General features: G+C 42.2%; 19 protein-coding genes and 2 tRNA genes. 11 read left to right on the plus strand and 10 right to left on the minus strand.

Translation table 11 applies throughout. The features are described 5' to 3' along the window. Nucleotides 1-81: 81 nt before the first annotated feature. Together ALKIM_RS0112475 and ALKIM_RS0112480 are read right to left on the minus strand one after the other, a co-directional pair. Complete coding sequence (locus ALKIM_RS0112475; RefSeq protein WP_026474944.1) at nt 82-2,427, minus strand: GumC family protein; 2,346 nt, start codon at nt 2,425-2,427, stop codon at nt 82-84. Nucleotides 2,428-2,443: 16 nt separating this feature from the next. Further along, complete coding sequence (locus ALKIM_RS0112480) at nt 2,444-3,226, minus strand: polysaccharide biosynthesis/export family protein (protein ID WP_026474945.1); 783 nt, start codon at nt 3,224-3,226, stop codon at nt 2,444-2,446. 322 nt (nt 3,227-3,548) lie between these two features. Here ALKIM_RS0112480 and ALKIM_RS0112485 point away from each other — a divergent pair, with 322 nt between their 5' ends. Both ALKIM_RS0112485 and trkA read left to right on the plus strand, forming a co-directional pair. Further along, nucleotides 3,549-5,624, plus strand: coding sequence for a ComEC/Rec2 family competence protein (locus ALKIM_RS0112485; protein ID WP_084555882.1), 2,076 nt, complete (start codon nt 3,549-3,551; stop codon nt 5,622-5,624). A 96-nt stretch (nt 5,625-5,720) separates the two neighbouring features. Beyond that, nucleotides 5,721-7,061 (plus strand): Trk system potassium transporter TrkA, encoded by a 1,341-nt coding sequence (trkA, locus tag ALKIM_RS0112490; RefSeq protein WP_026474947.1) that lies wholly within the window; start codon nt 5,721-5,723, stop codon nt 7,059-7,061. Nucleotides 7,062-7,071: 10 nt separating this feature from the next. On the opposite strand, the gene ALKIM_RS0112495 is transcribed toward trkA, so the two are convergent. The 3 genes from ALKIM_RS0112495 to ALKIM_RS0112505 all read right to left on the minus strand — a co-directional run bounded on the left by ALKIM_RS0112495 (nt 7,072) and on the right by ALKIM_RS0112505 (nt 8,073). Next, a complete protein-coding gene (locus ALKIM_RS0112495) occupies nt 7,072-7,686 on the minus strand; it encodes an L-threonylcarbamoyladenylate synthase (protein ID WP_026474948.1) in 615 nt (204 codons plus the stop codon). A gap of 185 nt (nt 7,687-7,871) precedes the next feature. Next, a tRNA-Tyr gene (locus ALKIM_RS0112500) sits at nt 7,872-7,954 on the minus strand. A 45-nt stretch (nt 7,955-7,999) separates the two neighbouring features. After that, nucleotides 8,000-8,073, minus strand: a tRNA-Thr gene (locus ALKIM_RS0112505). A 423-nt stretch (nt 8,074-8,496) separates the two neighbouring features. Here ALKIM_RS0112505 and ALKIM_RS0112515 point away from each other — a divergent pair. Genes ALKIM_RS0112515 through ALKIM_RS0112525 form a run of 3 tightly spaced genes read left to right on the plus strand, consistent with a single transcriptional unit; the run spans nt 8,497 to nt 10,739 of the window. Continuing rightward, on the plus strand, nt 8,497-9,039 hold the full coding sequence (locus ALKIM_RS0112515; protein WP_026474950.1) for a DUF4199 domain-containing protein: 543 nt from the start codon (nt 8,497-8,499) through the stop codon (nt 9,037-9,039). After that, the gene (locus ALKIM_RS0112520) at nt 9,029-10,021 is read left to right on the plus strand and encodes a glycosyltransferase family 2 protein (protein ID WP_026474951.1); all 993 of its coding nucleotides are present in this window, start codon (nt 9,029-9,031) and stop codon (nt 10,019-10,021) included. Before ALKIM_RS0112515 ends, ALKIM_RS0112520 begins: the two co-directional genes overlap by 11 nt. Next, nucleotides 10,008-10,739 carry a class I SAM-dependent methyltransferase gene (locus ALKIM_RS0112525; RefSeq protein WP_026474952.1) on the plus strand — a complete coding sequence of 244 codons (732 nt, stop codon included), beginning with the start codon at nt 10,008-10,010 and terminating at the stop codon, nt 10,737-10,739. Before ALKIM_RS0112520 ends, ALKIM_RS0112525 begins: the two co-directional genes overlap by 14 nt. Before the next feature lies 1 nt (nt 10,740). Here the strand turns inward: ALKIM_RS0112525 and ALKIM_RS0112530 are convergent, their stop codons facing one another. From ALKIM_RS0112530 to ALKIM_RS0112540, 3 genes are all read right to left on the minus strand, one after another. Next, complete coding sequence (locus ALKIM_RS0112530; RefSeq protein WP_026474953.1) at nt 10,741-11,205, minus strand: NUDIX domain-containing protein; 465 nt, start codon at nt 11,203-11,205, stop codon at nt 10,741-10,743. Between the two features lie 235 nt (nt 11,206-11,440). After that, complete coding sequence (miaA, locus tag ALKIM_RS0112535; protein ID WP_026474954.1) at nt 11,441-12,349, minus strand: tRNA (adenosine(37)-N6)-dimethylallyltransferase MiaA; 909 nt, start codon at nt 12,347-12,349, stop codon at nt 11,441-11,443. A 5-nt stretch (nt 12,350-12,354) separates the two neighbouring features. Next, entirely contained in the window at nt 12,355-12,888 is a 534-nt protein-coding gene (locus ALKIM_RS0112540) for an IS1096 element passenger TnpR family protein (protein ID WP_026474955.1), read from the minus strand. Nucleotides 12,889-13,052: 164 nt separating this feature from the next. On the opposite strand from ALKIM_RS0112540, the gene ALKIM_RS0112545 reads away from it, so the two are divergent. The 3 genes from ALKIM_RS0112545 (at nt 13,053) to cysK (ending at nt 16,157) form a co-directional block, all read left to right on the plus strand. Then, nucleotides 13,053-14,192 (plus strand): BamA/TamA family outer membrane protein, encoded by a 1,140-nt coding sequence (locus ALKIM_RS0112545; RefSeq protein WP_026474956.1) that lies wholly within the window; start codon nt 13,053-13,055, stop codon nt 14,190-14,192. A gap of 387 nt (nt 14,193-14,579) precedes the next feature. Further along, nucleotides 14,580-15,002 (plus strand): RrF2 family transcriptional regulator, encoded by a 423-nt coding sequence (locus ALKIM_RS0112550; RefSeq protein WP_026474957.1) that lies wholly within the window; start codon nt 14,580-14,582, stop codon nt 15,000-15,002. A 234-nt stretch (nt 15,003-15,236) separates the two neighbouring features. Next, nucleotides 15,237-16,157 (plus strand): cysteine synthase A, encoded by a 921-nt coding sequence (cysK, locus tag ALKIM_RS0112555; protein ID WP_026474958.1) that lies wholly within the window; start codon nt 15,237-15,239, stop codon nt 16,155-16,157. 60 nt (nt 16,158-16,217) lie between these two features. On the opposite strand, the gene ALKIM_RS0112560 is transcribed toward cysK, so the two are convergent. Next, a complete protein-coding gene (locus tag ALKIM_RS0112560; RefSeq protein ID WP_026474959.1) occupies nt 16,218-16,694 on the minus strand; it encodes a Dps family protein in 477 nt (158 codons plus the stop codon). A gap of 211 nt (nt 16,695-16,905) precedes the next feature. Here ALKIM_RS0112560 and ALKIM_RS0112565 point away from each other — a divergent pair, with 211 nt between their 5' ends. Together ALKIM_RS0112565 and ALKIM_RS0112570 are read left to right on the plus strand one after the other, a co-directional pair. Further along, a complete protein-coding gene (locus ALKIM_RS0112565) occupies nt 16,906-19,053 on the plus strand; it encodes a DUF3857 domain-containing protein (protein ID WP_026474960.1) in 2,148 nt (715 codons plus the stop codon). Nucleotides 19,054-19,091: 38 nt separating this feature from the next. Next, on the plus strand, nt 19,092-21,029 hold the full coding sequence (locus tag ALKIM_RS0112570) for a DUF3857 domain-containing protein (protein WP_044117931.1): 1,938 nt from the start codon (nt 19,092-19,094) through the stop codon (nt 21,027-21,029). A 140-nt stretch (nt 21,030-21,169) separates the two neighbouring features. Here the strand turns inward: ALKIM_RS0112570 and ALKIM_RS0112575 are convergent, their stop codons facing one another. After that, nucleotides 21,170-23,434 (minus strand): aconitate hydratase, encoded by a 2,265-nt coding sequence (locus tag ALKIM_RS0112575; RefSeq protein ID WP_026474962.1) that lies wholly within the window; start codon nt 23,432-23,434, stop codon nt 21,170-21,172. 337 nt (nt 23,435-23,771) lie between these two features. Here ALKIM_RS0112575 and ALKIM_RS0112580 point away from each other — a divergent pair, with 337 nt between their 5' ends. Beyond that, nucleotides 23,772-24,242 carry a hypothetical protein gene (locus tag ALKIM_RS0112580; protein WP_026474963.1) on the plus strand — a complete coding sequence of 157 codons (471 nt, stop codon included), beginning with the start codon at nt 23,772-23,774 and terminating at the stop codon, nt 24,240-24,242. The last annotated feature ends 45 nt before the right edge of the window (nt 24,243-24,287 follow it).

Below are 24,287 nucleotides of genomic sequence, written 5' to 3' on the forward strand. Positions count from 1 at the left end.
GATATGAAACCAAAACAGGCTGATGAATCAACTTCACCAGCCTGTTTTGGTTTCTGTGCTTTTTTCTCAGCACTGTTTTGTTTAGTTTGAGGTAGTTACTGAGTTAAAGTACTTATTCTTAACATTATACCCGTAGTTATAGCTGTACTCTTTTCTATGGAAAGGTATTCCGTTCATTAGAATGCTCAAATGCGGAATGTTTTTGCTCTTTTCATCTTTCAGGTTCATTGTTAAAATCGGTTTTGGCGTAGTGTTATGCCTTACAACCAATATGTTTACATCGGCGTAAGGAACAAGCAGGTGGGCATCTGCTACCAATCCAATGGGTGGCGTATCCAGAATTACAATGTCATAATCTTCCTGAAGCTGCTCAATGAATTGAATTGTCCCCTGTTTGGCAATTAATTCGGCCGGGTTTGGAGGTATACTGCCTGCAAATATGATGTGGAGGTTGGCCTGACTGCTATCTTTGAAGATAATCGTGCCCAAATCACTCTCTTTACCCGAAATGTAGCTGCTTAAGCCATGTCCGTTGACCGATATTTTTGCTTGTTTTGCCAAAGATGGTCTTCTCAGGTCAAACTCAACTAAGATTGTCTTTTTGTTCAGATGTGCAAATGAGCGCGCAAGGTTTAGAGCGCAGAATGATTTGCCTTCTGATGGCAAAGTGCTGGTAAGCAATATTGTTTTCGACTTCTTGTCTGTTGCATAATAGCCCAGAGATGTGCGCACGTTTCTAAAGGCCTCTGCAAGCATTGTATTGGCCTGATTGGCGTGTTTATTCTCCTTGGAAAGGGTCTTGTGTAAAGGTATTTGGCCAATGATTGGGAGATCTGATATCTCCTTCACATCTTCAACTTCCTGAACTTTATTGTTTAGGAATATAATCATGAAAATGATAACCGAAGGAATTAGCAAGCCTATAATCAAAATCATTAACAGATATTGTTTTGTGTTTGGCACCACCTTTCCACGTGATATGGCTTCTTCAACAATCTCGTTGTCGGGCATGTTGGCTGCTTTGGCCAACTGAGCCTCGGTCAGTTTTGTTAGAAGAAAGGTGTATGTTTCGTTGTTCATCTCCCGTGTGCGCTGTATGTTAAGGAGACGCTGCTCTGTTTTTGGAAGTTTTTGAATTTCAAGGCTGAGATTGTAAAGCCTGTTATTTACATCGTTTAGCGTGAGGTTTGTAGTGGCAATCACACTTCGGATGGTCTCAATGATGCTTACTTTAAGGTTTTCAATGCTGGCGTTAATCCTTGTAATGTTTGGGTTATCCGTGGTGGCGTTAAACAATAGCGCCGATTTCTCGGCATTTAGTGCCGACAGCTGCCCAATGAGCTGGCTCAAAATAGGATCCTCTATGCCCATAGAGGATGGTGCTATTATGTTTTTTACATCTCTGTTGTTTTGTATATAGTCAATCAGGTAATTGTAATAGTCCATTTTAGCTAGTATTCCAGCTCTTTGATTCTCAAGGTCTTGTGATTGGCTGATAATCATCTGTCCCTGATAGGAGACATCCATAACCTGGTTACGCGATCTAAAATCCTCCAATATGTTTTCAGCTGCACCAAGTGAATCTGCAACGCCAATAAGCTGTTTTTCAATAAAATCAATAGTGTTGAGAGCTATCTGGTTCTTTCTATCCAGAGTGTAGTTAACGGAGTTGTTTGCCAACTTGTTTAGAAAATCGACCCCTTTCTGTATGTTATTTTCCATGATGGAGAGTTCAACAATGGATGCTCCAAATTGAACCCTGCGCATGGATATTTTTGACTGATACTGCCCTGCCATCCGTCTTATGTTGTTGATGGTGAAGCTGTAGGTGTTTTCATGATAGTTGCTTCCGGGAATATTCTCCTCAATAGGTACAATGGTGAAGGAGAATCGTGGATGGTTAACCTTTTCAAAGAAGTTTACTTTACGCGAAAATTCACCACCATTCTCCCAGGTAAGCAAAAATTGGTCGCGCGAGAGAAACTTAATTTTAAATGCCAGGTCGGTTGGTTTTACCTCTGAAGAATCAATAATTACTCTAAATGGTGAATAATTATATATCTCCTGAGGCCTGAATATACTCTCTCTAAAATAGGACACTTCAAAGTCAAGCTGTCTGAGTGTACGCTCTATTTGTCGGCGCGAGGTAAGGATAATCAGTTGGTTTTCCATGTGGCTCTGGTTTCCCAGAGAGATACCGGGCAACGCATTGTCGCCAACACCAACGCGAGGCGCAGCTTCACCAGCATCAGAAATTAGTAGCTGCACACTGATACGATAAAGCGGTACGGTTGTCTTATATGAAGCAAATGCTGCAATCAGGGCAATGAGAATAAATACTGGGTATATGTACCAGTATCTTAAAATTTTGAAGAATAATTTCTTAAAATCAATATTACGCTCCAATTCAACTTCTTCGTTCTTCATGATATACAATTAGGGGTTAATTTGTAACAATTGAATAGATAAGGAGTGAAGCACTCATAAAACTCATAGCAAAGGATAGCGGGATGGATGATAGCGTCCATTGCTTCAACCTTCTAGGTTCCACATATACAATATCGCCTGGTTTGAGATAGAAATAAGGCGAATACATGATTCGCTCGTCGGTTGTATCAATGATTAGCATTTGGGGTATGTCACCATCTTTACGTATTAGCCTCACTCTTTTTCGGTTGGCAAAGTCGGTCATGTCTCCGGCAAGGGCAATGGCTTCGATGATGGATATCTCTTCACTGTTCATGAGAAATCGCCCGGGACCGGTTACCTCACCCATTACAGTGATGTTGTCGTTGAGAAGCTTAACAATGGCACCGCTCTGGTCTATGTATTTGCTTGCTGCCAGCTCTACTTTTCTGGCAATTTCATTCAGAGAGAGGCCTGCTACATAAATTTTTCCAATAAATGGATAGTCGATGGCGCCGTCTAATCCTACCCGATATCCCAGAAGGCTTGCTGACATCGGGTTGCCGGCCATGGTTGTGTATCCGGATTCGTTGTTTAGGAATGCTGAAGAGCGTTCATCTAAGCTCGTAACCCTAATGTAGAGAAGGTCGTTGGGTTTTACCAGGTAGTCTTTTTTCTCAATTTTATATTGTCCTTCAAGTTCATCGAGTTTCCTCGCCATATCACCTTGTAAATATATCGATTCCTTCAGGGGAACGCAAGACGAAAAGCCTATCAGTAAGGATAAGATGGTTAAAATGGAGTAACGGTTTAGTTTCATACCAATATCAATTTATGCATGTGCAATTTAATGATTTGAATGTTAAGTGATACAAATATTTATGGTGGTTTTATCACTTGTTTGCATTAGTTGGTCAAATTATATACGAGTGTTTTAGTCTTTAAATTTTGTGTTTTCATTTTTTAGAATACGTATTTTTATAGATGTCTTAATCTTCTTCATTTCTGATGTATGCTATTTGATGGTGTTTCAAGTGTTTGTTTGTCAAATTCTTTTGAGTGTATGTTTGTTGTTGTTGTTATTAAAGATTATTTTCAGTAAATTAAACGAATCACTATTTATACCTTAATCCTGTGTCTTTATGTCAATTCTTCGACAGACTCCCTTTTTGAGAATGTTTGTGCCGTTGGCCACCGGTATTGGTTCTGGTTTTTGGCTAAGTGGCATTCGGCCTTCAGCGTTTTTTCTATCCATAGTAATAAGTGTCCTGCTCATCTTACTTATCAGTTTATACACCAAAGCGCGACAGCATTATGGACTTCGATGGATGTATGGAGTCATCGCGTTCCTGTTTCTCTTTTTTTGTGGTTTCCTGCTTTATGATTTAAGCCATCCAAAACTGATTTCTGATGAGCATCCTCTCGAAGCGCATGGTATTGCCGAATCGTTTGAGGTTCGCGAAAACGGATGGAGTCGTATGATAATGAAGCCTTTGAATGTGTTTTTGGAGGGCGATTTGGTGAATGGTTTTACCGATGGCTTATGGATGGTCATGGTAAAGGGAGAGTTGGAAAACGATATTCAGCCTGGTACTTTGGTTTTTGTATCGGGAACACTCCGGGAATTTCCTGCCGCATCTAATCCCGAGGCTTTTGACTACGGTCAGTATCTTGCTCGAAATGGCTTTTCCGGACAGATGTTTATCCGTTCAAATTACTTACAAGTATTGGAAAGTACACCAGCAGTTTCATTCAGGCTTATCGCAGCCGATGTGAGGGAGGGCGTATCACAAACATTGCATAGGTATGGCGTTTCTGATGCAAATTTACCGGTGATTAGCGCGCTTTTGCTTGGCAATCGTCAGGGGCTCGACCGGGAAACGACGGAACAGTTTATACGGAGTGGTGCAATACACATTCTGGCGGTCTCAGGATTGCATGTGGGTATTCTTTTTCTCATGATAAATGCGGTGCTCTCGTTGTTTTTTAGTTCACGTCATCCGGCACGCATTGTTATCTCTATTTCGCTGCTTTTTATCTATGCCTTTATAACCGGCTTTAGCCCATCGGTTTCGCGTGCGGTGCTTATGTTCGCAATTTTACAGGTTGGGAAGGCTTTTAACAGAGAAGCAAACATGTATAACTTACTCTGTGTTTCTGCCTTTATCTTACTGATATGTAATCCAATGTTTTTGTTTCATGCCGGCTTTTGGCTGAGTCATCTGGCCGTGGCAGGTATTGTAGCATTCTATCCGGTTATCAATGGATTGGTCACATTTCGATTTATTGTTTGGCGCTGGCTCTGGTCAATACTTTCGGTCTCGCTGGCAGCGCAGATTACAACATTCCCCTATTCCATCTATATGTTTGGTGCGTTTCCACTCTATTTTCTCTTGGCCAATGGGTTTGTATTACCTGTTGTGGCGCCTATTTTGATATTCTCTTTTTTGGTGCTGATGTTGCAACCATTCACATTTTTAGCACATGTGGCGGGTGGTTTACTCAATGCGCTTATCGATTTTATGGTAGCGATGGTTTCATGGATCGAAGGACTACCGGGTGCCTACGCAGAGTATTTGTGGTTTTCTTTACCACTCATGGTGGCGCTTTATGCTTTGGTGTTTTTCTTATATCGTTTATATGTCAGGCCATCCTGGGGAGGATGGTTAAGGTTAACGGTAGCTGCTCTGTTCGTATGCGTTATTGCCAATGTTCAATTTGTATCAAAAGCATCTGCCCATACGTTAGTTGTGTATGATGTCGGAAAACACATCCTAATAGATATAGTACAGAACGGGAGTGTAAGTCAGTTTTACTCTGAGGGACTAGATGATCGCGCAAAACGTTATGCACGTGATGGTTTTATCAGGTCTCGGCGATTGCGGGATGCCGATACACACATTCTGAAATCTCCCGGCGCAATGGAGAGTGCAGAGGTTATTGAGTTCGAAGCAGTTGGGTTAACGTATATGATTGTCAATGGAAACGGAACTATTACCATCCCTCAAACGTTTAAATACAGAGTTGATTGCCTCATCCTAAACGGGGCTTTGCGGGTCGAACCTGAGGTGCTTTTGTCATCTGTTGAGTGTAGCAGGGTTGTGTTGGCAACGGATTGTCCACCCTGGATGTTGGTGAAGTGGGAGGCGATGAGCAGTGAGAAGGGAGTAAATCTCCACAATGTACGTAAACATGGCGCGTTTGTAGCATCTAACTAGAATACCTTTTTTCTTGTTGCCGATTCCCGTGCTTTTGTTTCGCTATTTGGTTTTTATTCTCTTATTTTGCTGCCTGTTTGTTCAAAAAATTAGGAAATGAAGATTTTGATTGCCGGAGCCGGAGAGGTTGGGAGTCATCTTGCAAAGCTATTTTGCAATGAGGATCACGATGTTATTCTTATGGATAGCGATGAGACGAAATTGCGCAAGGCGGAATCTCATTTTGATTTGATGACCGTAGTAGGGTCTGTAACTTCAATCGAAGATCTTAAAAGTGCACAGGTTAAGTCGTGTGATCTGTTTATCGCTGTGCCACCTTACGAGGAAGTAAGCATTCTATCGGCTATGCTCGCCAAAAAGTTAGGCGCTCGCAAAACCTTTGCACGCATTAATAACAATGAATATCTGCAGCCCGAAAACAAAGAGTATTTCAGGCAATTGGGCGTAGATGAGATAATTTACCCCGAACACCTGGGTGCACGCGAAATTATGGCATCGCTCAAACAGGTAGGTATACGTCAGATGTTTGAATTCAGCGATGGCAGACTATTGCTGTATGCTGTAAAAATTAGAGATAATGCACCCATCGTAGGTCTTACTCTCTCGCAGGCCTCTGCCATGCACGAAACCAATGATTATTTCACTGTTGCCATTAACCGCGATGGCAAAACAATTATTCCGCGCGGAAACGATATGTTCCAGCATAACGACCTGGCTTATGTGGTTACCACCAAATCGGGTGCCAAACAGCTGCTCGACGATGCCGGAAAGGTTCAGTATGAGGTGCGCAATGTGATGATACTTGGGGGCAGTCGCATCGGAAAAAAAGTGGCCAAGGAACTGGAGTACCAATACCATATAAAACTTATCGAGATTAATCGTGAAAAAAGTGCGCGCTTAGCCGATTATCTTGAAAATACCCTGGTAATAAATGGCGATGGTCGAAACCTGGATCTTTTAAAAGACGAAGGTATCGGAAAAACGGATGCTTTTATTGCAGTAACCGGCAATTCGGAAGTAAACATTCTGGCATGCCAGCTGGCTAAAAAAATGGGCGTTAAGAAAACCGTGGCCGAGGTTGAGAATATGGATTATATCGATTTGGCCGAGAACATTGGCATTGGCACCATCATCAATAAAAAACTTATTGCGGCCAGCTACATATACCGGCACACATTTAAAGCCAATGTGTCGTACGTAAAATGTCTTACTGCCACTGATGCCGATGTGCTTGAACTAATAGCTCAGAATGGCTCGAAGATTACCCGCGGTACACTCAAAGAGCTTGACTTACCAAAGGATATGAATATTGGAGGTGTTATCAGAGGCGACGAGGTTATTATTCCTAACGGCAGCACACGTATTCAGCCGAGTGATAAGGTGGTGGTGTTTGCACTACCCTCGGGAATTAAAAAGGTCGAAAAAATGTTTTTGTAGAGGTTGGTATCTATTCAACTAAATCGCCTTTTCCTTGACGTATTATCTCAAACGGAAACGTTGTGCAATCCACAATGGTTGATGCTTCGTTTCCTCCGTAGCCACCATCAATAACCGCATCAACCAAGTTGTTGTACTTCTCGTGAATCAGTTCCGGATCTGTAGTGTATTCAATTATCTCATCTTCGTCGCGAATTGAAGTGCTTAATACGGGGTTGCCCAATTCTTTCACAATCTCCAGTATTATCGGATTGTCAGGAATCCGAAAACCCACGGTTTTTTTGTTGTTTTTGAAGAGTTTTGGGATGTTTGAACTCGCTGGAAGGATAAAAGTAAATGGTCCGGGCAGGTTGCGTTTAAGTAGTTTAAATGTGTGATTGTCCAGAGCCTTGGTGTATTCTGAAAGGTGGCTCATGTCGTGACAAATGATGGAAAGGTGGTCTTTTTTAAGATTGAGCCCCTTAATCTGTGCAATTCTCTCTACGGCTTTGCTGTTGTTTATGTCACAGCCCAGTCCATATACCGTATCTGTAGGATAAATAACCAGTCCGCCTGATTGCAGTATTTCAACTGCCTTGCGAATTTCGCGGGGATTTGGATTCTCAGGGTAGATTTTGATTAACATGGCATTGCATTTTAAACAAAGATAGAGATTTTTAAACGTGGTAAGGTAATCTGGCGTGAACTCTGTTTGGTTGGGTAATTGTAGTTTTGTTGGTGGGCTAAGTTATCTGTTTTATTACGAGGTGCTTGCGTGTGTGGTCAGAAGCGGTAAGGCACAAAAAAACCGACTATTGTCGGTTGATTGCGTGGGGGGAGGAGGATTCGAACCTCCGAAGTCGTAAGACAACAGATTTACAGTCTGCCCCAGTTGGCCGCTTTGGTATCCCCCCAAAATCTGTTTGTCAATAAAATTATGGTTGCTTACACAACCTGAGAGCCAATGGAGGGATTCGAACCCCCGACCCGCTGATTACAAATCAGCTGCTCTGGCCAACTGAGCTACATTGGCAGGTGGGTAAGTGCACTACATCGCACCGCTTCAACCGCCTACCCTTGCTGCCGTCAGACCCTGGGGGAGTTCAGCAGGAGCTGGTCGTATAGGACTTACCCGGCGACAAAAGTATAAAATTCTACTTTCACAGCAAGGTTTTCGAGTGTTTTTTTTTGATTTTTTTTGATTGGTTATTTCATCTGACGCATTTCCAGATATTTATGTTGCTCCAAAATATTGCTGTGTGGTACTGTTTTATCGCAGTTTGAATTTTGGGAGTGCCTCGCTTGGTGTTTTGGTCGTATTATGGCATAGTAATTCTGTTTGGCATGCAAACGGATTACAAGCTTTTTTCGCATGTTTGATAACATTTCGGGATGTGCGTATGGATTTATACAATAGTATTGATATTTTTGAAATGAAATAAATATGATGTTAGTTATGAACGAGAATCGCGGTTCTAAAATTCAATACATTTTATCGAGCGGAGCAAAACTGGGTATCGCTCAGACAGTTCTGTTGCTGTTGTTATACTTAACAGGCACAATGTTTAAATCGGGTCTGTCAGCTATTAGCTGGCTAATCTACGCAGCAGTGATATATTATACCCTTAAAATTTACCGTGACAGGTTTATGGATGGGTATGTAACCTATTGGAAGGGGGTAGGGTTTGGCACCCGTATTTCAATGTGGTCGGGCGTGATTGTAGGCTTCTTCTATTTTTTAATGATAAAGGTTTTTGACCCTTCAATGGCGGATTCGATGATTGCTGAAGCCGAAGAAGCTTATCTGGCAATGGGACTTTCCGAAACTTATGTGGAGTCGATGCAAGATGCCATACAACGTGCAGCCAACCCGTGGGTGCTGTTTTTTTCATCGATACTCAATGGGCTGTTATATGGTTTTATAGTATCATTGATTGTATCCATTTTTACCAAACGGAAAGGTGATCCCTTTCAAGAAGCTATGAAAGATGTATCATAACTCTGCAGAACTTGAGCTTTCATTGGTTATTCCGTTATACAACGAGGAGGAATCACTTCCTGAGCTTGTAGATTGGATATGCAGGGTGGTTCGCCCTGTTACGTCGGAATTTGAAATTGTGCTGGTCGACGATGGAAGTAAGGATAAATCATGGGATGTGATTCAACAACTCAGTGTTGATTATCCTGAAGTAAAAGGGCTGCGTTTCCGTCGAAATTACGGAAAGTCAGCCGCCTTGCATTGTGGGTTTAGCGAGGCAAGGGGTAAAGTTGTGATTACTCTGGATGCCGACTTGCAGGATAGTCCGGATGAGATACCCGAACTCAGGCGTATGATTTTGGAAGATGGCTATCATTTGGTAAGCGGATGGAAGAAAAAACGATACGACCCGCTCGGAAAAACCATTCCAAGTAAATTGTTTAACCTCACGGCACGTCTGGTTTCAGGTATTAAACTGCACGATTTTAATTGTGGTTTAAAGGCTTATCGCAAGGAGGTTACTGACAGCATAGAAGTGTATGGTGAAATGCACCGTTATATACCTATTCTGGCACAGCGTGCCGGCTTTGGTCGTATTGGCGAAAAGGTGGTGCATCATCGTGAACGAAAATATGGTGTGACCAAATTTGGCATTGAAAGGTTTGTCAAAGGATTTTTGGACTTATTATCTGTGATGTTCATCTCTAAGTTTGGGAATAGACCAATGCACTTGTTTGGTTCGCTTGGCACACTCACCTTTGTGGTAGGTTTTTTCTCTGCACTCTGGCTGGGGGTTCGTAAACTTTGGTTTGTCTATCATGGGATTCAAGCGCCTTTGCTTACCGATAGCCCGTACTTTTTTATAAGTCTGGTTTCCATGATTCTTGGAACGCAGTTGTTTATGACCGGTTTTATTGCCGAACTTGTTTCGCGTATGCGCCCGGATCGCAATCAATATCAAATAAGAGAGAAAACAGGAGGACAAATTGATGGCATTTTATGAGAGTATAGCACCGTGGTATGATTTTATTTTTCCGGTTTCGCCCGTACAAGGCGAATTTATAAAAAATCAGACCGACGGGGTAAACGGAAAGCACCTGCTCGATGTGGGTTGCGGAACCGGTAATCTGGCATTGTCACTTGCTTCTCAGGGAGCCATTGTTACCGGCATCGATTTGGATAAACAGATGCTTGAGATGGGCGCTCATAAAGCCACTGATTACTCAGGTGTCAGTTTCCAACAAGTCAACATGCTCGAAGTAGCCAAGTGTTTTGCGCCGCATTCGTTTGATGGGGTAGCCTGTTTTGGCAACACATTGGTGCATCTGCAAAAGCCCGGACAAATTCTCTCTTTCTTCAATCAATGCGCCGGGGTTCTAAAGCCTTGGGGCAGCTTGTTGCTTCAAGTTATCAATTATGATTACGTGCTGGACAGTGGACTAGAGCGTTTGCCTCTTATCGAAAATGAACAGATACGTTTTGAGCGTTTTTATGAACTGCGAGAACAGGACGAGTTGATTAATTTCAGAACTGTTTTAACCGTAAAAGAGACCGGGGGAGAGATTCGTAACAGCGTGCCGCTACTTCCGATACGTCGTGATTTGTTGCGTGTGTTGCTCGATGAAGCTGGTTTTGGCGAGATTCATTTCTTTGGAGGTTTCGATGGTTCGCGTCTCACAACTCAATCACTACCGCTGGTTGTTTCTGCTCGCCTCGATTAGGTCACCCATTGTATTGTTCAACAATCATTTCAGCAACTTTTCGATCGATGGGGAAGGTGAGGTTGTCTGGCTGCATTTTTACAATGGGCATCCATCGCAAGTGCTGAGTGCTTTTTGCCTCATTAAAAATGGGAGTTTCGGATGTTGGTAGCGCCGGTAGTCCGGGTATCGATATGGTATAGTAGATGCTTATCAGCTGTGTGTTTTCGAAAAACATTGCCGGTTGAAAATAGTCGGTGGTGTAAAAGTGTTGCAATATTTCAATGTGGCAGTTAAATTCCTCCAACGCTTCTCGCTTTAGGCATTCAATGGTTCCCTCTCCAAAGTGAAGCCCTCCACCAGGGAATTTCGTCATTCGTATCCCATTAAAAATCTCATCCGACAATAGCAAATGACCATCATTTATACATATTCCGTAAACACGGATGTTGAACCTGGGAGATTGATTGTTATTCGGGGTTTGCATTGATATATCAAGTAAAAAAAGAGGAAGCCGGCACCAGATTAGTTTGTAAACCGTGAGAAAGAAATTAGTTGGTTCCGGCTTCACTCATTAAACAAAGATAGTTGTTTTTGAGTATCTGTTTACTTTACTTTTTGGGTTTAATGATGCTTAATATTAAAACCTCATTAAATTCTCAGTAATAATTGTAAAGTGTTTAATTTTTGTCTTGCCGATACAATTTCTGGGTTAAATCCATTCAATAGCCTGACAAATGGTTTCTGATAATTTCTGAAATTTTAGTGGTGTCTTCGGGATGAAACCATTGCATTTGCTCGTCGCGTCTGAACCATGAAAGTTGTTTTTTGGCGTAATGTCTGGAGTTGCGTTGAATAAGCTCTACGGCTTTTTCCATACTGTGATGGCCGTTAAAGCAGGCGAACAGTTCTTTGAAGCCAACGGTGTTTAGAGCATTAAGATTTTGATGGTCGACAAGTTGTTGGGCTTCGGATTCGAGTCCGTCGTCCATCATTTGCAGAACACGACGGTTTATTCTGTTGTATAGCTCATTCCGCTCCATGTTAAGACCAATCTTAAGAATGTCAAATGGCCGTTCCTTTTTTGTTTTGGTACGAAGCGATGAGTAGGGTTTGCCTGTCATCAGACATATTTCAACCGCATGGATAACTCTCTTGGGATTTTTCAGGTCAACCTGCTCGTAAAAAACAGGGTCGAGAAGTTTTAGCTGTAGACGAATGGCATCAAGTCCTTCATTTTCGAGCCTTTCCATGAGGTCGTTACGTAATTGTGGATCCACAGTAGGCAAGTCGTCCACGCCGTTGCAGAATACATCAATATACATCATGGAGCCACCAACCATGAACACGATGTCATATCGGTTAAACAATTCAGCAGCAATACTCAGGGCATCTTGTTCAAACTCCCAGGCACTGTAATAATCGAATATTGATTTAGTACCAATCAGGTAATGTGGTACAAGGCTTTGTTCTTCTGCAGTTGGCGCTGCCGTACCAATGGGTATTTCCTTGTAAACCTGTCTGGAATCGGCTGAGATGATACTGCTGTTAAATTGTTGTGCCAGATGAATCCCCGTCCGCGTTTTGCCAATCCCGGTGGGACCGGCAATCACCACCATCAGTTTCGACATTTTTTCTAATAGTAATTGTCCGGATCCAGATCTTCGTCGGAGTATTGATCCGGAAATTCATCGTCCGTATTGTAAAAATCGTCTAATTCATCGTTATAGAGCTCTTCCTCCTCAAATGAGTCTAGGCTGAAACCTTCTTCCAGGAACTGCTGAGGCGGTGTACCTTCCTGTCGGGTGCAAACAGGTTGTTTGAGTGAGCCCTCGTCAATTTGTGTAAGTTCCATGAAGAGAACTCTTTCGGCAAAAAGGTCGAATGCATAAAGCAATCTTTGTTTTTTGTCACGCACAAGGTCTTCAAGCGCTACTTTGTCCATAACCAAACAGCCGCTCGCCTCCTCCATCATGTCTATCAGCGTGATTTCCTGCTCCTTATTCCATTCGTCATCTGTCACGAAGAATGACGCCATTTGGGTGTTGTCATAATCGAGACGTTGCTGTATAAAGTTGTGCAGATCAAGAAACCGGGAGCCACTATCGATGGCTATATCTATCAAGAAATCATCTGATTCGTTACTTATGGCTCTGAAAAAATAGATCATAAAAAATGAAATGTTTATGCTTGCAAAGATAATACTTATATAATGGTGCTATTGGTATATTTGTTCAATAACGATATAAAATGGTCGAAAGTTTCGTTTTGTTGTTGAAAAATAATAAAGTTAGATTTGTTGATTCTATAAGGTGTTTTGTTTTGAATTGATTTATGAAGTTTTGTAGCAGATTGGTTTTGCTGTGGGCTTGCTTGCTGCCATTTGTTTCTCTGTTTTCCCTCACCCCCGAAAACAACAGAGATTCTCTTGGTTTGTTTGACCGTACAGCGCAATTTGGTGAACAGCTAATAGACCTTCTTACTTATGAGGGAGAAAAAGGGGTTTTCGTGATTTACCCGGCCGGAGGGTACTCTTCACGAACAGGGCTGGAGTTTGGTTTGATGCCTGTTTTCAGTTGGCATGCTTCGGAGAACACTGATGGGTTCGTGAGCTCGCTGCTGGGAACTATTCAGTTTTCGACCAACGGGATGTTAGAATTGCGAAGTGAGCTGGATTGGTATCAGGGTGCCGAATGGCAGATTCAGGCCGGGTTGGGTTATCAGCGGGTGAATGATCGTTTCTGGGGCATCTATGATGCTGATGGCAATGGTGATGGTGTTAGTTATATTTCCAGACGCACGGCCGGCTCGATGCGTTTCATGCGTCAGCTTGGTGGAAAATTCTATGCCGGGATGCTGTTTCGTGGTGATGGGTTCTCTTTCAGTGGACTTTTAGATGATGATGATTATGATATGGCCAAAGGTTATTCCATTGGAGGTGGGCCGGTGCTGCTGTTCGATAGTCGCAATCATGTGTTTTATCCGCAGCAAGGCTATTTTGTCACGGCTCAAATGACGCGGTTTGGAGTTTTGTCGGCAGGCGATTTTCAGTTTAACACCTATATGGTTGATGCACGAAAATACTTTTCTTTAGGCGTGAATGTTTTGGCCATGCAGGCATTGTGGATGTTTGCTGAGGGACATGAGGTTCCTGCATTCATGATGCCTACATTGGGAGGTAAGAGTGGACTTCGGGGCATTGGACATTCGCAACGGGTGATGCATAATGGCATCTCTGTTTTGAGAGGCGAATTGCGCATGCCGTTATGGTGGCGCTTTGGATGTGTGGCTTTTGGCGAACTAGGACATGCTGGCGTTAATCCATCGCCTGATTTAAATCATTTGATAGGTTCCTATGGCGGAGGATTGCGCTTCCGAATTCTGCCACGTGAACCTTTGCACATTCGTTTTGATGCCGCGGTCTCAACCATAGGCACAACAGGATTCTTTATCTCTCTCAAAGAAGCATTTTAGGTTCCCTAAATCTCATTATTCCATTCCGATAACGGTTAAGAATGTGTTTTTCTTATTATTTAAAGATGATTGGAATAACATCCTTTTGAATGATAACATACCATCGGAGTGTGTTTTGGTTTGTGTAATTTAATCCTGTTATTTTGTTGTGTTTCATTTGATATCTATGTAGTTTTGTTTTATCCCTAGTTTTGAAATAGGATAAATGAATGGTTTTTATGTTGAGCCTGTGATTCTCAAATCAACATACAGTCCGGCTTAAGTTTACATATTTTAATCAGATGAACGAGCCATAGGAAAGTCCTTCTCATACAGGAAAAGGTTTTGTGGGATTTTCATCCCGATAAATCGGGACAAGTTCTGGCAATAAAAACAAATTATAAACAGATGAAATTTTCGAAACGGACACGTTATGGATTACAGTTTTTATTGCATCTCGGATTGCAGTGGCCACGTTATATACCTGTTGCAGATGTGTGTGAAAAGGAGAATCTGCCCCAGAAGTTTTTGGAGGCTGTAGCGGCTGATTTGCGAAAGTCCGGCCTCGTAAAAGTAAAGAGAGGCGCAGGTGGCGGATATTGTTTATCGCGAAGCTTAAAAGAAATATCTTTTTTTGATGTTACTGAAGTGTTGGAGCCTGATCCGGATTCAGTTACCAATTCACCGCAGAAGTTATCTGGCAACGAAAAGGCGGTTGATTTGTTGGTAAATGAAGTTTATGCAGGTGTGAAGAGTGGTTTGAGAGATGTTTCGCTGGATAGGTTGCTGGCGCTTTATCAGAAAGACAACTCTATACTTTACTACATTTAGTAACTGCTTAAATTTATATTGGTTCAGCTTTTTAGATATATAGACCGATAGCTTCGATTAAACAGAAAGTGTGATCAATCTAATCCTCTTTCTCAACTACTCTATCTGTCTAAAATCTAAAAGTCTTCGCGTCTTTAGGATGTTTTATGAATTAAACCAAAACAGTTGCTTAGTTGATTTAGAGAAAATAATGATTTTAATAATAGTTGGTTACATAGTTAATTTATTGGTGATATGACAAAAATAGCAAATGATATTACGGGGCTTATTGGCCGCACATCTTTGGTTCGCATAAATAAGATGGCAGAAGGAGCAAATGCGGAGGTTGTAGCCAAGCTTGAATTTTTTAATCCTGCAGGTTCTGTGAAAGATCGGCCTGCCTATGCCATGATAGTGGCTGCTGAAAACGCCGGGATTCTGGATCGTGACACTGTGATAGTTGAACCTACCAGCGGTAACATGGGGGTTGGGCTTGCGTTGACTGCTGCTGTGCGTGGTTATCGTCTTATCTTGACCATGCCTGAGAGTATGACCATTGAACGCCGTAAATTATTGAAAAAATATGGTGCAGAATTGGTTTTAACACCAGCCGCTCAGGGCATGAAGGGTGCAATAGCCAAGGCTTTGGAGCTGGCTGATGAGCATCCTAAATCTTTTGTGCCCTATCAGTTTAAGAACGAAGCCAATCCGGATGTGCATTATAAAACCACAGCTCAGGAGATTTGGGATGATACCGACGGGCAGGTTGATGCGTTTGTGGCAGGTGTTGGCACCGGAGGAACCATTACCGGAGTAGGGCGTTTTTTAAAGGAGAAGAATCCGAATGTACGCATTGTAGCGCTTGAGCCATCAGCATCGCCTGTATTGTCGGGCGGACAACCTTCGCCGCACAAGATTCAAGGTATCGGTGCTGGTTTTATCCCTGACATACTCGACCGCAGTGTGATTGACGAGGTAATTACGGTTGAGAATGATGATGCCTTAAATTATGCAAATTGCGCTGCAAAGTCGGAAGGATTACTGGTGGGCTACTCTTCGGGCGCTGCTCTTTGGGCTGCTCTTGAACTGGCTAAACGGCCTGAGATGAAGGGCAAGCGAATAGTTGTGCTGCTGCCCGACACGGGAGAACGTTATTTGAGTGGATTTGAAATTTAACAGAAAAGGGGAGAGCACACGATTGGCTCTCCCCTTTTTGTTGTGGTAGAATCTTTTTGGTTATTTCAGGTATGCAGAAAGCATCCATACAACTTTCTCCTGCTGAGAAATATAGTCGGTAAGCAGGGTAAGGGTTCCTTCATCACCTGCTTCGTTTGCCAATGGAAGTATCTCTCTCTCCAATCTGATTAGTGTCGATAGGTTTTCCAGAGTTGTTTCAACAGTTGCAGTGCCATCGTTTATGCCTTTGGCCTCTTTAATTGTTGAAACTTTAAGATAGTCGGTAAAAGTATGTAATGGAGTTTCTCCTAGTGTAAGAATGCGCTCAGCAACTTCGTCAACTTTCAAAACAGCATCGTCATATAATTCTTCAAACTTAGCGTGTAGCTCAAAAAATTTATTTCCTCTGATGTTCCAGTGGAATCCGCGGAGATTCTGATAAAACATCTGATAATTAGCTAAAAGTTCGTTAAGCTTTCCTCCTAATTGAGCTGCTTCTTCGGCTTTTAGTCCTAATAGTTCACTTATCTTTTTCATGTCAGTCTGTTTTTTTATGTTTCAGCATGTTGAAACACAATTGTGGTTAATAAATAACGTACATGCCCGCTTTATAATTTTAATGGTTATTTCCTACTTCAAATATAGACATTTTGAACAGAATATTTAAATAGGAAATATCTATATCCCATCATTTGTGTTTATAGTATTTTTTTTTACTTTAGCTTAAATTAAACCTAATTCCCAAATTATGAGATTATCTTACTTTCACTCCCTCTGTGTTGATTTTTTTCTGAAGTTAAAACTCAGCATCTCTTCTCTTTCTTTTCTGAATGTTAAACGCTTAATCGTATTCAGCTTATTCGTAAGCTTTTGGTTTATTGGTGGCGAAGCTCAGGTTGCCAAATTGCCAGCGTTTGGCAAGGTTTCTATGGATGAGCTAAAGGCTACAGAGTGTCTTATAGATTCCGAAGCACAGGCGTATTATATTTTTGATAAAGGACAAACCGATTTTGTTTATTACAGCACCACCATACGTACCGACGAAGCCGGATCGGGAAAAGGATTTCAAATGAAGTATGAGCGTCATCTTAGGGTGAAGATACTTGACCAGGCAGCTGTTTCTGCTTTGGCTGATTTTGAATTGCCGCTTTATACCAATGGTCAGGATAAGGAGCAGATTGTATTCATAAAAGGGTTTACATATAATCTGGTGGATGGCAAAATTGTCAAAACAAAGTTAGATTCAAAACAGATAATAACTGATAGAAAGGATGATAATTGGATAGTTGTGAAGTTTGCCATGCCCGATGTGCGTGAGGGGTCTGTTTTTGAAGTTTCGTATCAGATATTAAGTGATTTCTTTTTTAACCTGCAGGAGTGGCAATTCCAGAGATTGTATCCTGTAATGTATAGCGAGTACAAAGTAGCACTTCCTCAATACTTTTTTTACAACGTTAATAACCAGGGATATTTGAGTATTGACCATGCAAAGTCATCGGCTTCCAAATCAATTGTATTAACAGTAATAGAAAAAGATCCGAGAACTGGAGATACCGAAAGATACTCGTTTAAGGAGGATTATAGGGAACACATCACCAAGTACTATACAAGAGATGTGCCGGCATTTAAAGTCGAGAGTTTTTTAAGAACGCCACGCAACTATCTTTCAAAAATCACATTTGAGTTAACCGGTGTTCAGTTTCCACGGTCGCCTTATAAAAACTACAGTAATAGTTGGGGCGATGTGAGTAAGGAGCTGATGAAATATGAGAGTTTTGGAAGGGTACTTACTCGAAACACATTTCTGAAAGATGAGGTAGAAGCCATTAAAAGTCTCGATTTAACTGCTGAAGAGCAGATTGTTGCTGTTTTTGAGCGCGTGAAAGAGAAAGTGAAATGGAATGGGGTTAACAGTTTGTTTGCAAGTGATCCCACTTTAAGACAGTCGTGGAATAAGGGTACAGGAAATAGCGCAGACATTAACCTGACTCTGGTTTCATTTTTAACTGCCATGGGCATTGAGTCCTACCCGGTAGCCTTAAGCACCCGCGCCAACGGCATGATTCCACTGTCGCACCCTTCCATCTCCGGCTTTAACTATGTGATTGCTATGGCAATGGTTGGCGACAAGGAGATTTTGATGGATGCTACCGATTCATTTGCAGGAGTAGAAATGTTGCCCGAGAGGTGCCTTAATGATCGGGGACGAGTTATCGATGAACATAAATCTAAATGGGTGACGCTGGATGCCAATGGATTATCTAATCAAGTTATTTCTGGAAACCTGACAGTAGATTCTAAAGGTGGTTTTAATGGCAATATAGAGATAAGTGAAAACGGTTACGTTGCCTGGAGCAGTCGTTCTGCTATTAAAAAGCACAGCAACGAAGAGGCTTATAAAGAGGAGGTGGAAAAGGCGTACAGAGGTGTAAAAATCTCTGACATCACAATTTCCGGAGCTGATAGTGTTTACGACGCTTTGAAATGCATGTATCAGGTATCCATTGAAGATAGAACGGAGCAAATAGCTGACATGCTGATTTTTAATCCGCTATTGTTTTTTGCACACAGTGACAATCCATTTAAACTCGAAAATCGTGACTATCCGGTTGAGTATCCTTACATGTCGAGACGCAGGGTTTTATTGACGTACACTATACCTGAAGGTTACGAAGTTGAGAGCATTCCCGCTCCCCAGCGTATGCTGGCTGAAGACAGAAGCTATACGTTTTTGTACAACATCACGCAATTGGGTAATACAATACATGTGGTTCATGATTTTTCCATCAATAAAACAATGTTTTTACCCAACGAGTACGATGCGTTAAAGTCATTTTATGCCAGAATAATTGACAAGCATGGTGAGAAAATTGTGTTGAAGAAGTTATCCAACTAACTTTTTGAGATGTGTGCTAGCCATTATCTATTTTGTTCATGATAACTATATTCACCATTATGGTCGCTTTATATCGAAGATTTGTTTTGTTGAGTGTGACGATATTGTTGTGTGCGGCGGCACATGGTCAAAAGTTTAAGCCGGAATATGCTTCGGTTCCGGATTCACTTAGAAAAGATGCCAATGTGATTGTTCGCAAATTTTTCACTGAAATTGAGCGTACTTCGTTAGGGCGTTTAACTCAGAAAGAGTTCATTGCCATTACGGTTCTCAATGAAAAGGGGAATCGCGATGCCAGTATGTATCTGTCTTATGACAAGTATATTAAGGTGCTTAATCTGCGTGGGAGAGTGTATAACAACTTGGGGATGTTGGTTAAGGATGTAAAAATGAAGGATTTTTATGACTCCTCCTCTTATCAGGATTTTATCTTTTTTAGTGACGACCGTGCCAAGATGTTTTCACCCAACATGAGAGAATACCCATATACGGTTGAATATGAATATGAAATTCAGGTAAATGGTTTTGTGCATATTGAAACCTGGTTTCCGATACCGGGATTTCATGTGGCAGTGGAGTCTGCAACGTTAGTATTTAAAACGCCCGAATCCATCAGTTTTAAATTCAAGTCCGATAATTACCCATTTAATTATGCGGAGAGTAGGGGCGATAAAGGCTTTGTTACCCACAAATGGTCGATGGAAGGTCATAAAGCAATTAAAAGAGAGAGTCTGATGCCGGCGGTTCACTCTTTTCTGCCTTATGTTTTGCTTTCGCCTGTAGAGTTTGAGTATCAGGGTTACCGAGGAGATTTTACCAACTGGGGTACATACGGTAAATGGGTAAATTCGTTGTTGGCGCAACGAACTGAACTTACTGAACCAACCAAAACAAGAATAAGAGAACTTACCGCAGACTTGTCATGCGAAAGAGAGAAAGTAAAGGCCGTTTACCAGTATGTTCAAGGCAGAACACGTTATGTTGCCGTAATGGAGGGGATTGGTGGTTTGCAGCCAATGCTTGCCACTGATGTGGATAAGTTTGCTTATGGAGATTGCAAAGCACTTAGCAATTACACCCGTTCACTTTTGGAGGCAATCGGCATTCAATCATATTACACAACCATTGGTGCCGATAATGTTTCCATTCGCGATGCAGATTTTGCATCAAAGGATCAGACAAATCATGTGATTCTCACCGTGCCACTTCAAAACGATACTGTTTTACTTGAGTGCACCAATCCTTACGCTCCTTTTGGATATTTGGGTGTCGCAAATTCAAACCGTAAAGCCGTAATGATAACTCAGGAGGGTGGACGGTTAATTGATATGCCCTACTTCTCGGAGGCAGATAATCTTTTTTCACAGGTCATGAAAATGGATATCAACTCGCGTGGAGATGCAGTTGGTGCACTTCAGGTTTCTGCTTCGGGATTGCGTTTTGATGGTTTGGGATATAAAAGAGTCTCTCCTGAAAGGGAGCAGCGGGATTTTTTATTGAAGAGCTTACCTATAAATAATTTGGAAATCAGCAGTTTTAATTTTCGGAATGAGGGCGAGACTTCCCCTGTGGCATTTCTGAATGTGGATTTTAAGGCAGGCAGATACGCAAATATATCAGGAAATATGATGTTTATCCCGCTCAATAAACTGGACAAATCACATGTGTTATTTCAAAGCCGTAGTGACAGAGGTACGGATGTCTATTTTCCGTATGGCGTTACCAATGAGGCCAATGTAGAGTATTTGTTGCCATCAGATTATGAAGTAAGCTTTATTCCTCAAGGCGAAGTGTTGGAATCGCCCTACGGCTATTATTCATTTACTTGTGAGGTGATTGAAAGTAGAGTAATATATCATCGAAAACTTATAGTTTACGGCGGAACCATTAAGAAGGAAGAGTACGCTCAGTTGTATGACTTTTTTGATAAGGTGGGAAAACTTGACAATGCCAACATCGTTTTAAAGAAGTTGTGAGTTTATATGGGTTGCTAAAGCTTGTCCTGCAAATAGTTTCTTATGAACTGTTGTGCATTTAATTTAGGATAATTGCTTTGATAGAACAGAAAAAGCCGGAAGATGGGTTTCATCGTCCGGCTTTTTCGTTGATTTGATAACTATTTGTTTTGCAGTTTAATGAGGTTGAGTGCCGAGCCGGCTCTAAACCATTCAATTTGTTGCTTATTGTATGAGTGGTTCACTTTAATGGTTTCTTTTGAACCATTGGCATGAATCAACTCAATGTTTAATGGCTTGTCGGGTGCAAACGCCTCCAAATCAATGAGGTTGATGGTGTCATCCTCCTGTATTTTGTCGTAGTCGGCTTCATTGTCGAATGTTAGCGCCAGCATACCTTGTTTTTTCAGGTTGGTCTCGTGTATGCGCGCAAAGCTTTTCACCAACACAGCCTTCACACCCAGATGCCGTGGTTCCATGGCCGCATGTTCACGTGATGAACCTTCACCGTAGTTGTGGTCGCCCACTACAATGGATGGGATGGCAACAGCCTTATAGGCTCTTTGTACTGCTGGCACTTCGCCATATTCGCCGGTCAGTTGGTTTTTAACCAGGTTTGTTTTGCCATTGAATGCATTTACAGCACCAATCAGCATATTGTTGCTGATATTGTCAAGGTGTCCGCGATACTTAAGCCATGGGCCAGCCATCGAAATGTGGTCGGTCGTGCATTTGCCCTGTGCTTTAATTAACAATCTAGCCCCGGTTATATTTTTCCCATCCCATGGATTGAAGGGTTCTAAAATTTGCAAACGGTCGCTTGTGGGGCTCACTGCCACATCCACATCCGAACCATCCCTGGCAGGTGCTTGATAGCCGTTGTCTTCCACAGCAAACCCTTTTGTTGGCAGCTCATCACCACTTGGGGCATCGAGTTTTACCTGCTGTCCGTCGGTGTTCAGTAAGGTGTCGGTAATTGGATTAAATTCCAGCGTACCTGCAATAGCCAGCGCAGTTACCACTTCGGGAGAGGCCACAAAAGCATAGGTGTTTGGGTTTCCGTCGGCGCGTTTGGCAAAGTTGCGGTTAAATGAGTGAACAATGGTGTTTTTCTCTTGTTTTTCGGCTCCCATACGAGCCCACATACCTATGCAAGGGCCACATGCATTGGCAAAAACTTTGCCTCCAATCTTGTCGAAGATATTGATGAAACCGTCGCGCTCAATGGTGTATCTAACCTGTTCGGAACCTGGGGTAATGGTAAATTCACCTTTTACGCTTAGCTTTTTGTCAACAGCTTGTTTGGCAATACTGGCAGCGCGGGCAATGTCTTCATAGCTTGAGTTGGTGCAGGAACCAATAAGTCCAACTTCAACTTTTAGTGGCCATCCATTTTTGCGCGCTTCTTCTGCTACTTTGGATATCGGAGTAGCTAAGTCGGGGGTGAAAGGACCATTCAGGTGAGGTTCCAATGTGCTAAGATCGATTTCGATCAACTGGTCGAAATATTTCTCTGGATTGGCGTAAACCTCGGGGTCTGCGGTGAGGTGTTGTTTTACTTCGTTTGCCGCATCTGCCACTTCGGCACGGCCGGTAGCACGCAGATATCGTTCCATCGATACATCGTAGCCAAAGGTGGATGTGGTGGCCCCAATCTCGGCGCCCATGTTGCAAATGGTACCTTTACCTGTACAGGAGATGGATTCAGCGCCATCACCAAAATATTCAACTACGCATCCGGTTCCACCTTTTACGGTAAGAATTCCTGCCACTTTCAGTATGATATCCTTGGAAGAGGCCCATCCATTAAGCTTTCCGGTGAGTTTTACGCCAATCAGTTTTGGAAACTTCAACTCCCAGGCCATACCCGCCATTACGTCCACTGCATCCGCACCACCAACACCGATGGCAATCATTCCAAGTCCGCCGGCATTTACGGTGTGGGAGTCGGTTCCAATCATCATTCCACCGGGAAAGGCGTAGTTTTCAAGCACTACCTGGTGAATGATACCTGCACCGGGCTTCCAGAAGCCGATGCCATATTTATTACATACAGAACTTAGAAAGTCATAAACTTCACTGTTGCTGTCTTTCGCTGTTTTTAAGTCGTCGTTTGCCCCAATTTTTGCTTGTATTAGGTGGTCGGCATGCACCGTAGTGGGCACTGCCGCTTGTTTGCGACCGGCTTGCATGAATTGTAAGAGCGCCATCTGGGCCGTGGCATCCTGCATGGCTACCCTGTCAGGAGCAAAATCCACGTACGATTTACCGCGCTCAAAGACTTTATTGGGTACCTCTCCGGCCAGGTGGGCGTAGAGAATTTTTTCAGTGAGAGTAAGCGGACGGTTCAGGAGTTGCCGTGTCTGCTCAACTTTTTTGCCGTAACCGGCATATACCCTGCGAATCATGTCAATGTCGAAAACCATAATAAAAATGTGATTTTTGTCAGTTTGATAAATGGATGTTCAAAAATAGGAAAAAAAAGGGATATCATTATCTAAACAGTTATTGGTGGGCGAATGTTCAATGGTGGGTGTTGTTCTATGGCTTTGTTTGTCAAGGTTTTGTTTGATAAATTGCTTTTTTTACCTTATCAGAATCTAGCATGTAATTGGTAATGATTAGTGAATTTGCACCTTTTTATTTGGTCTGTTATAACTGAATTTAATCTGATATGGGGAGGGGAATGATCAATTGTGGCTAAAAGATTTCTCGTTTTTTGTAACTTTAGTACATTAAGGAATTGTGTAACCATCCGCAGATATGATTTTAAACTATACACTTGATAAAAGCTTTGGTCCGGCCGGAAGCATCGTTGGTTATTTTTTAATGGCCGTTGGCATTTCTACCATTCATTTGTCGCTCTCCGGATTGGTTTTGATTATGCTGGGTTGTTTTATGGCTTTTTCTGCCTCCGGATGCTCCATTGATGTGGAAAACTTTAAGATTCGGTTCTCTAATAATTTATTTGGATTTATAAAAATAGGGACGTGGCATTATGTGCATCCAAGAATGAAGCTGGGCCTATCAAATTCAAAAATGACTTATAGGGTATACAGCATGAGTAACCGTTCTGTGGATATGAAGAGCTCCGATTTCAGAGTTTATATTTATGAGGAGAGCGGCCGCAAAGGGAATGCCGTTTGCCGTTTTAAGAAGCGCGAAGAGGCTGAGGCCGAATTGGCCCGATTGAGCGATTTGCTCGGTTTGGAGATAAGGGGAGAGATAAGATAGTTTATTCTGAATTTTAAGATTTTCAGAGATGCATTGAAAAACAAT

Origin of the sequence: Alkaliflexus imshenetskii DSM 15055, assembly GCF_000517065.1 — a bacterium.
GTDB classification, from domain to species: domain Bacteria; phylum Bacteroidota; class Bacteroidia; order Bacteroidales; family Marinilabiliaceae; genus Alkaliflexus; species Alkaliflexus imshenetskii.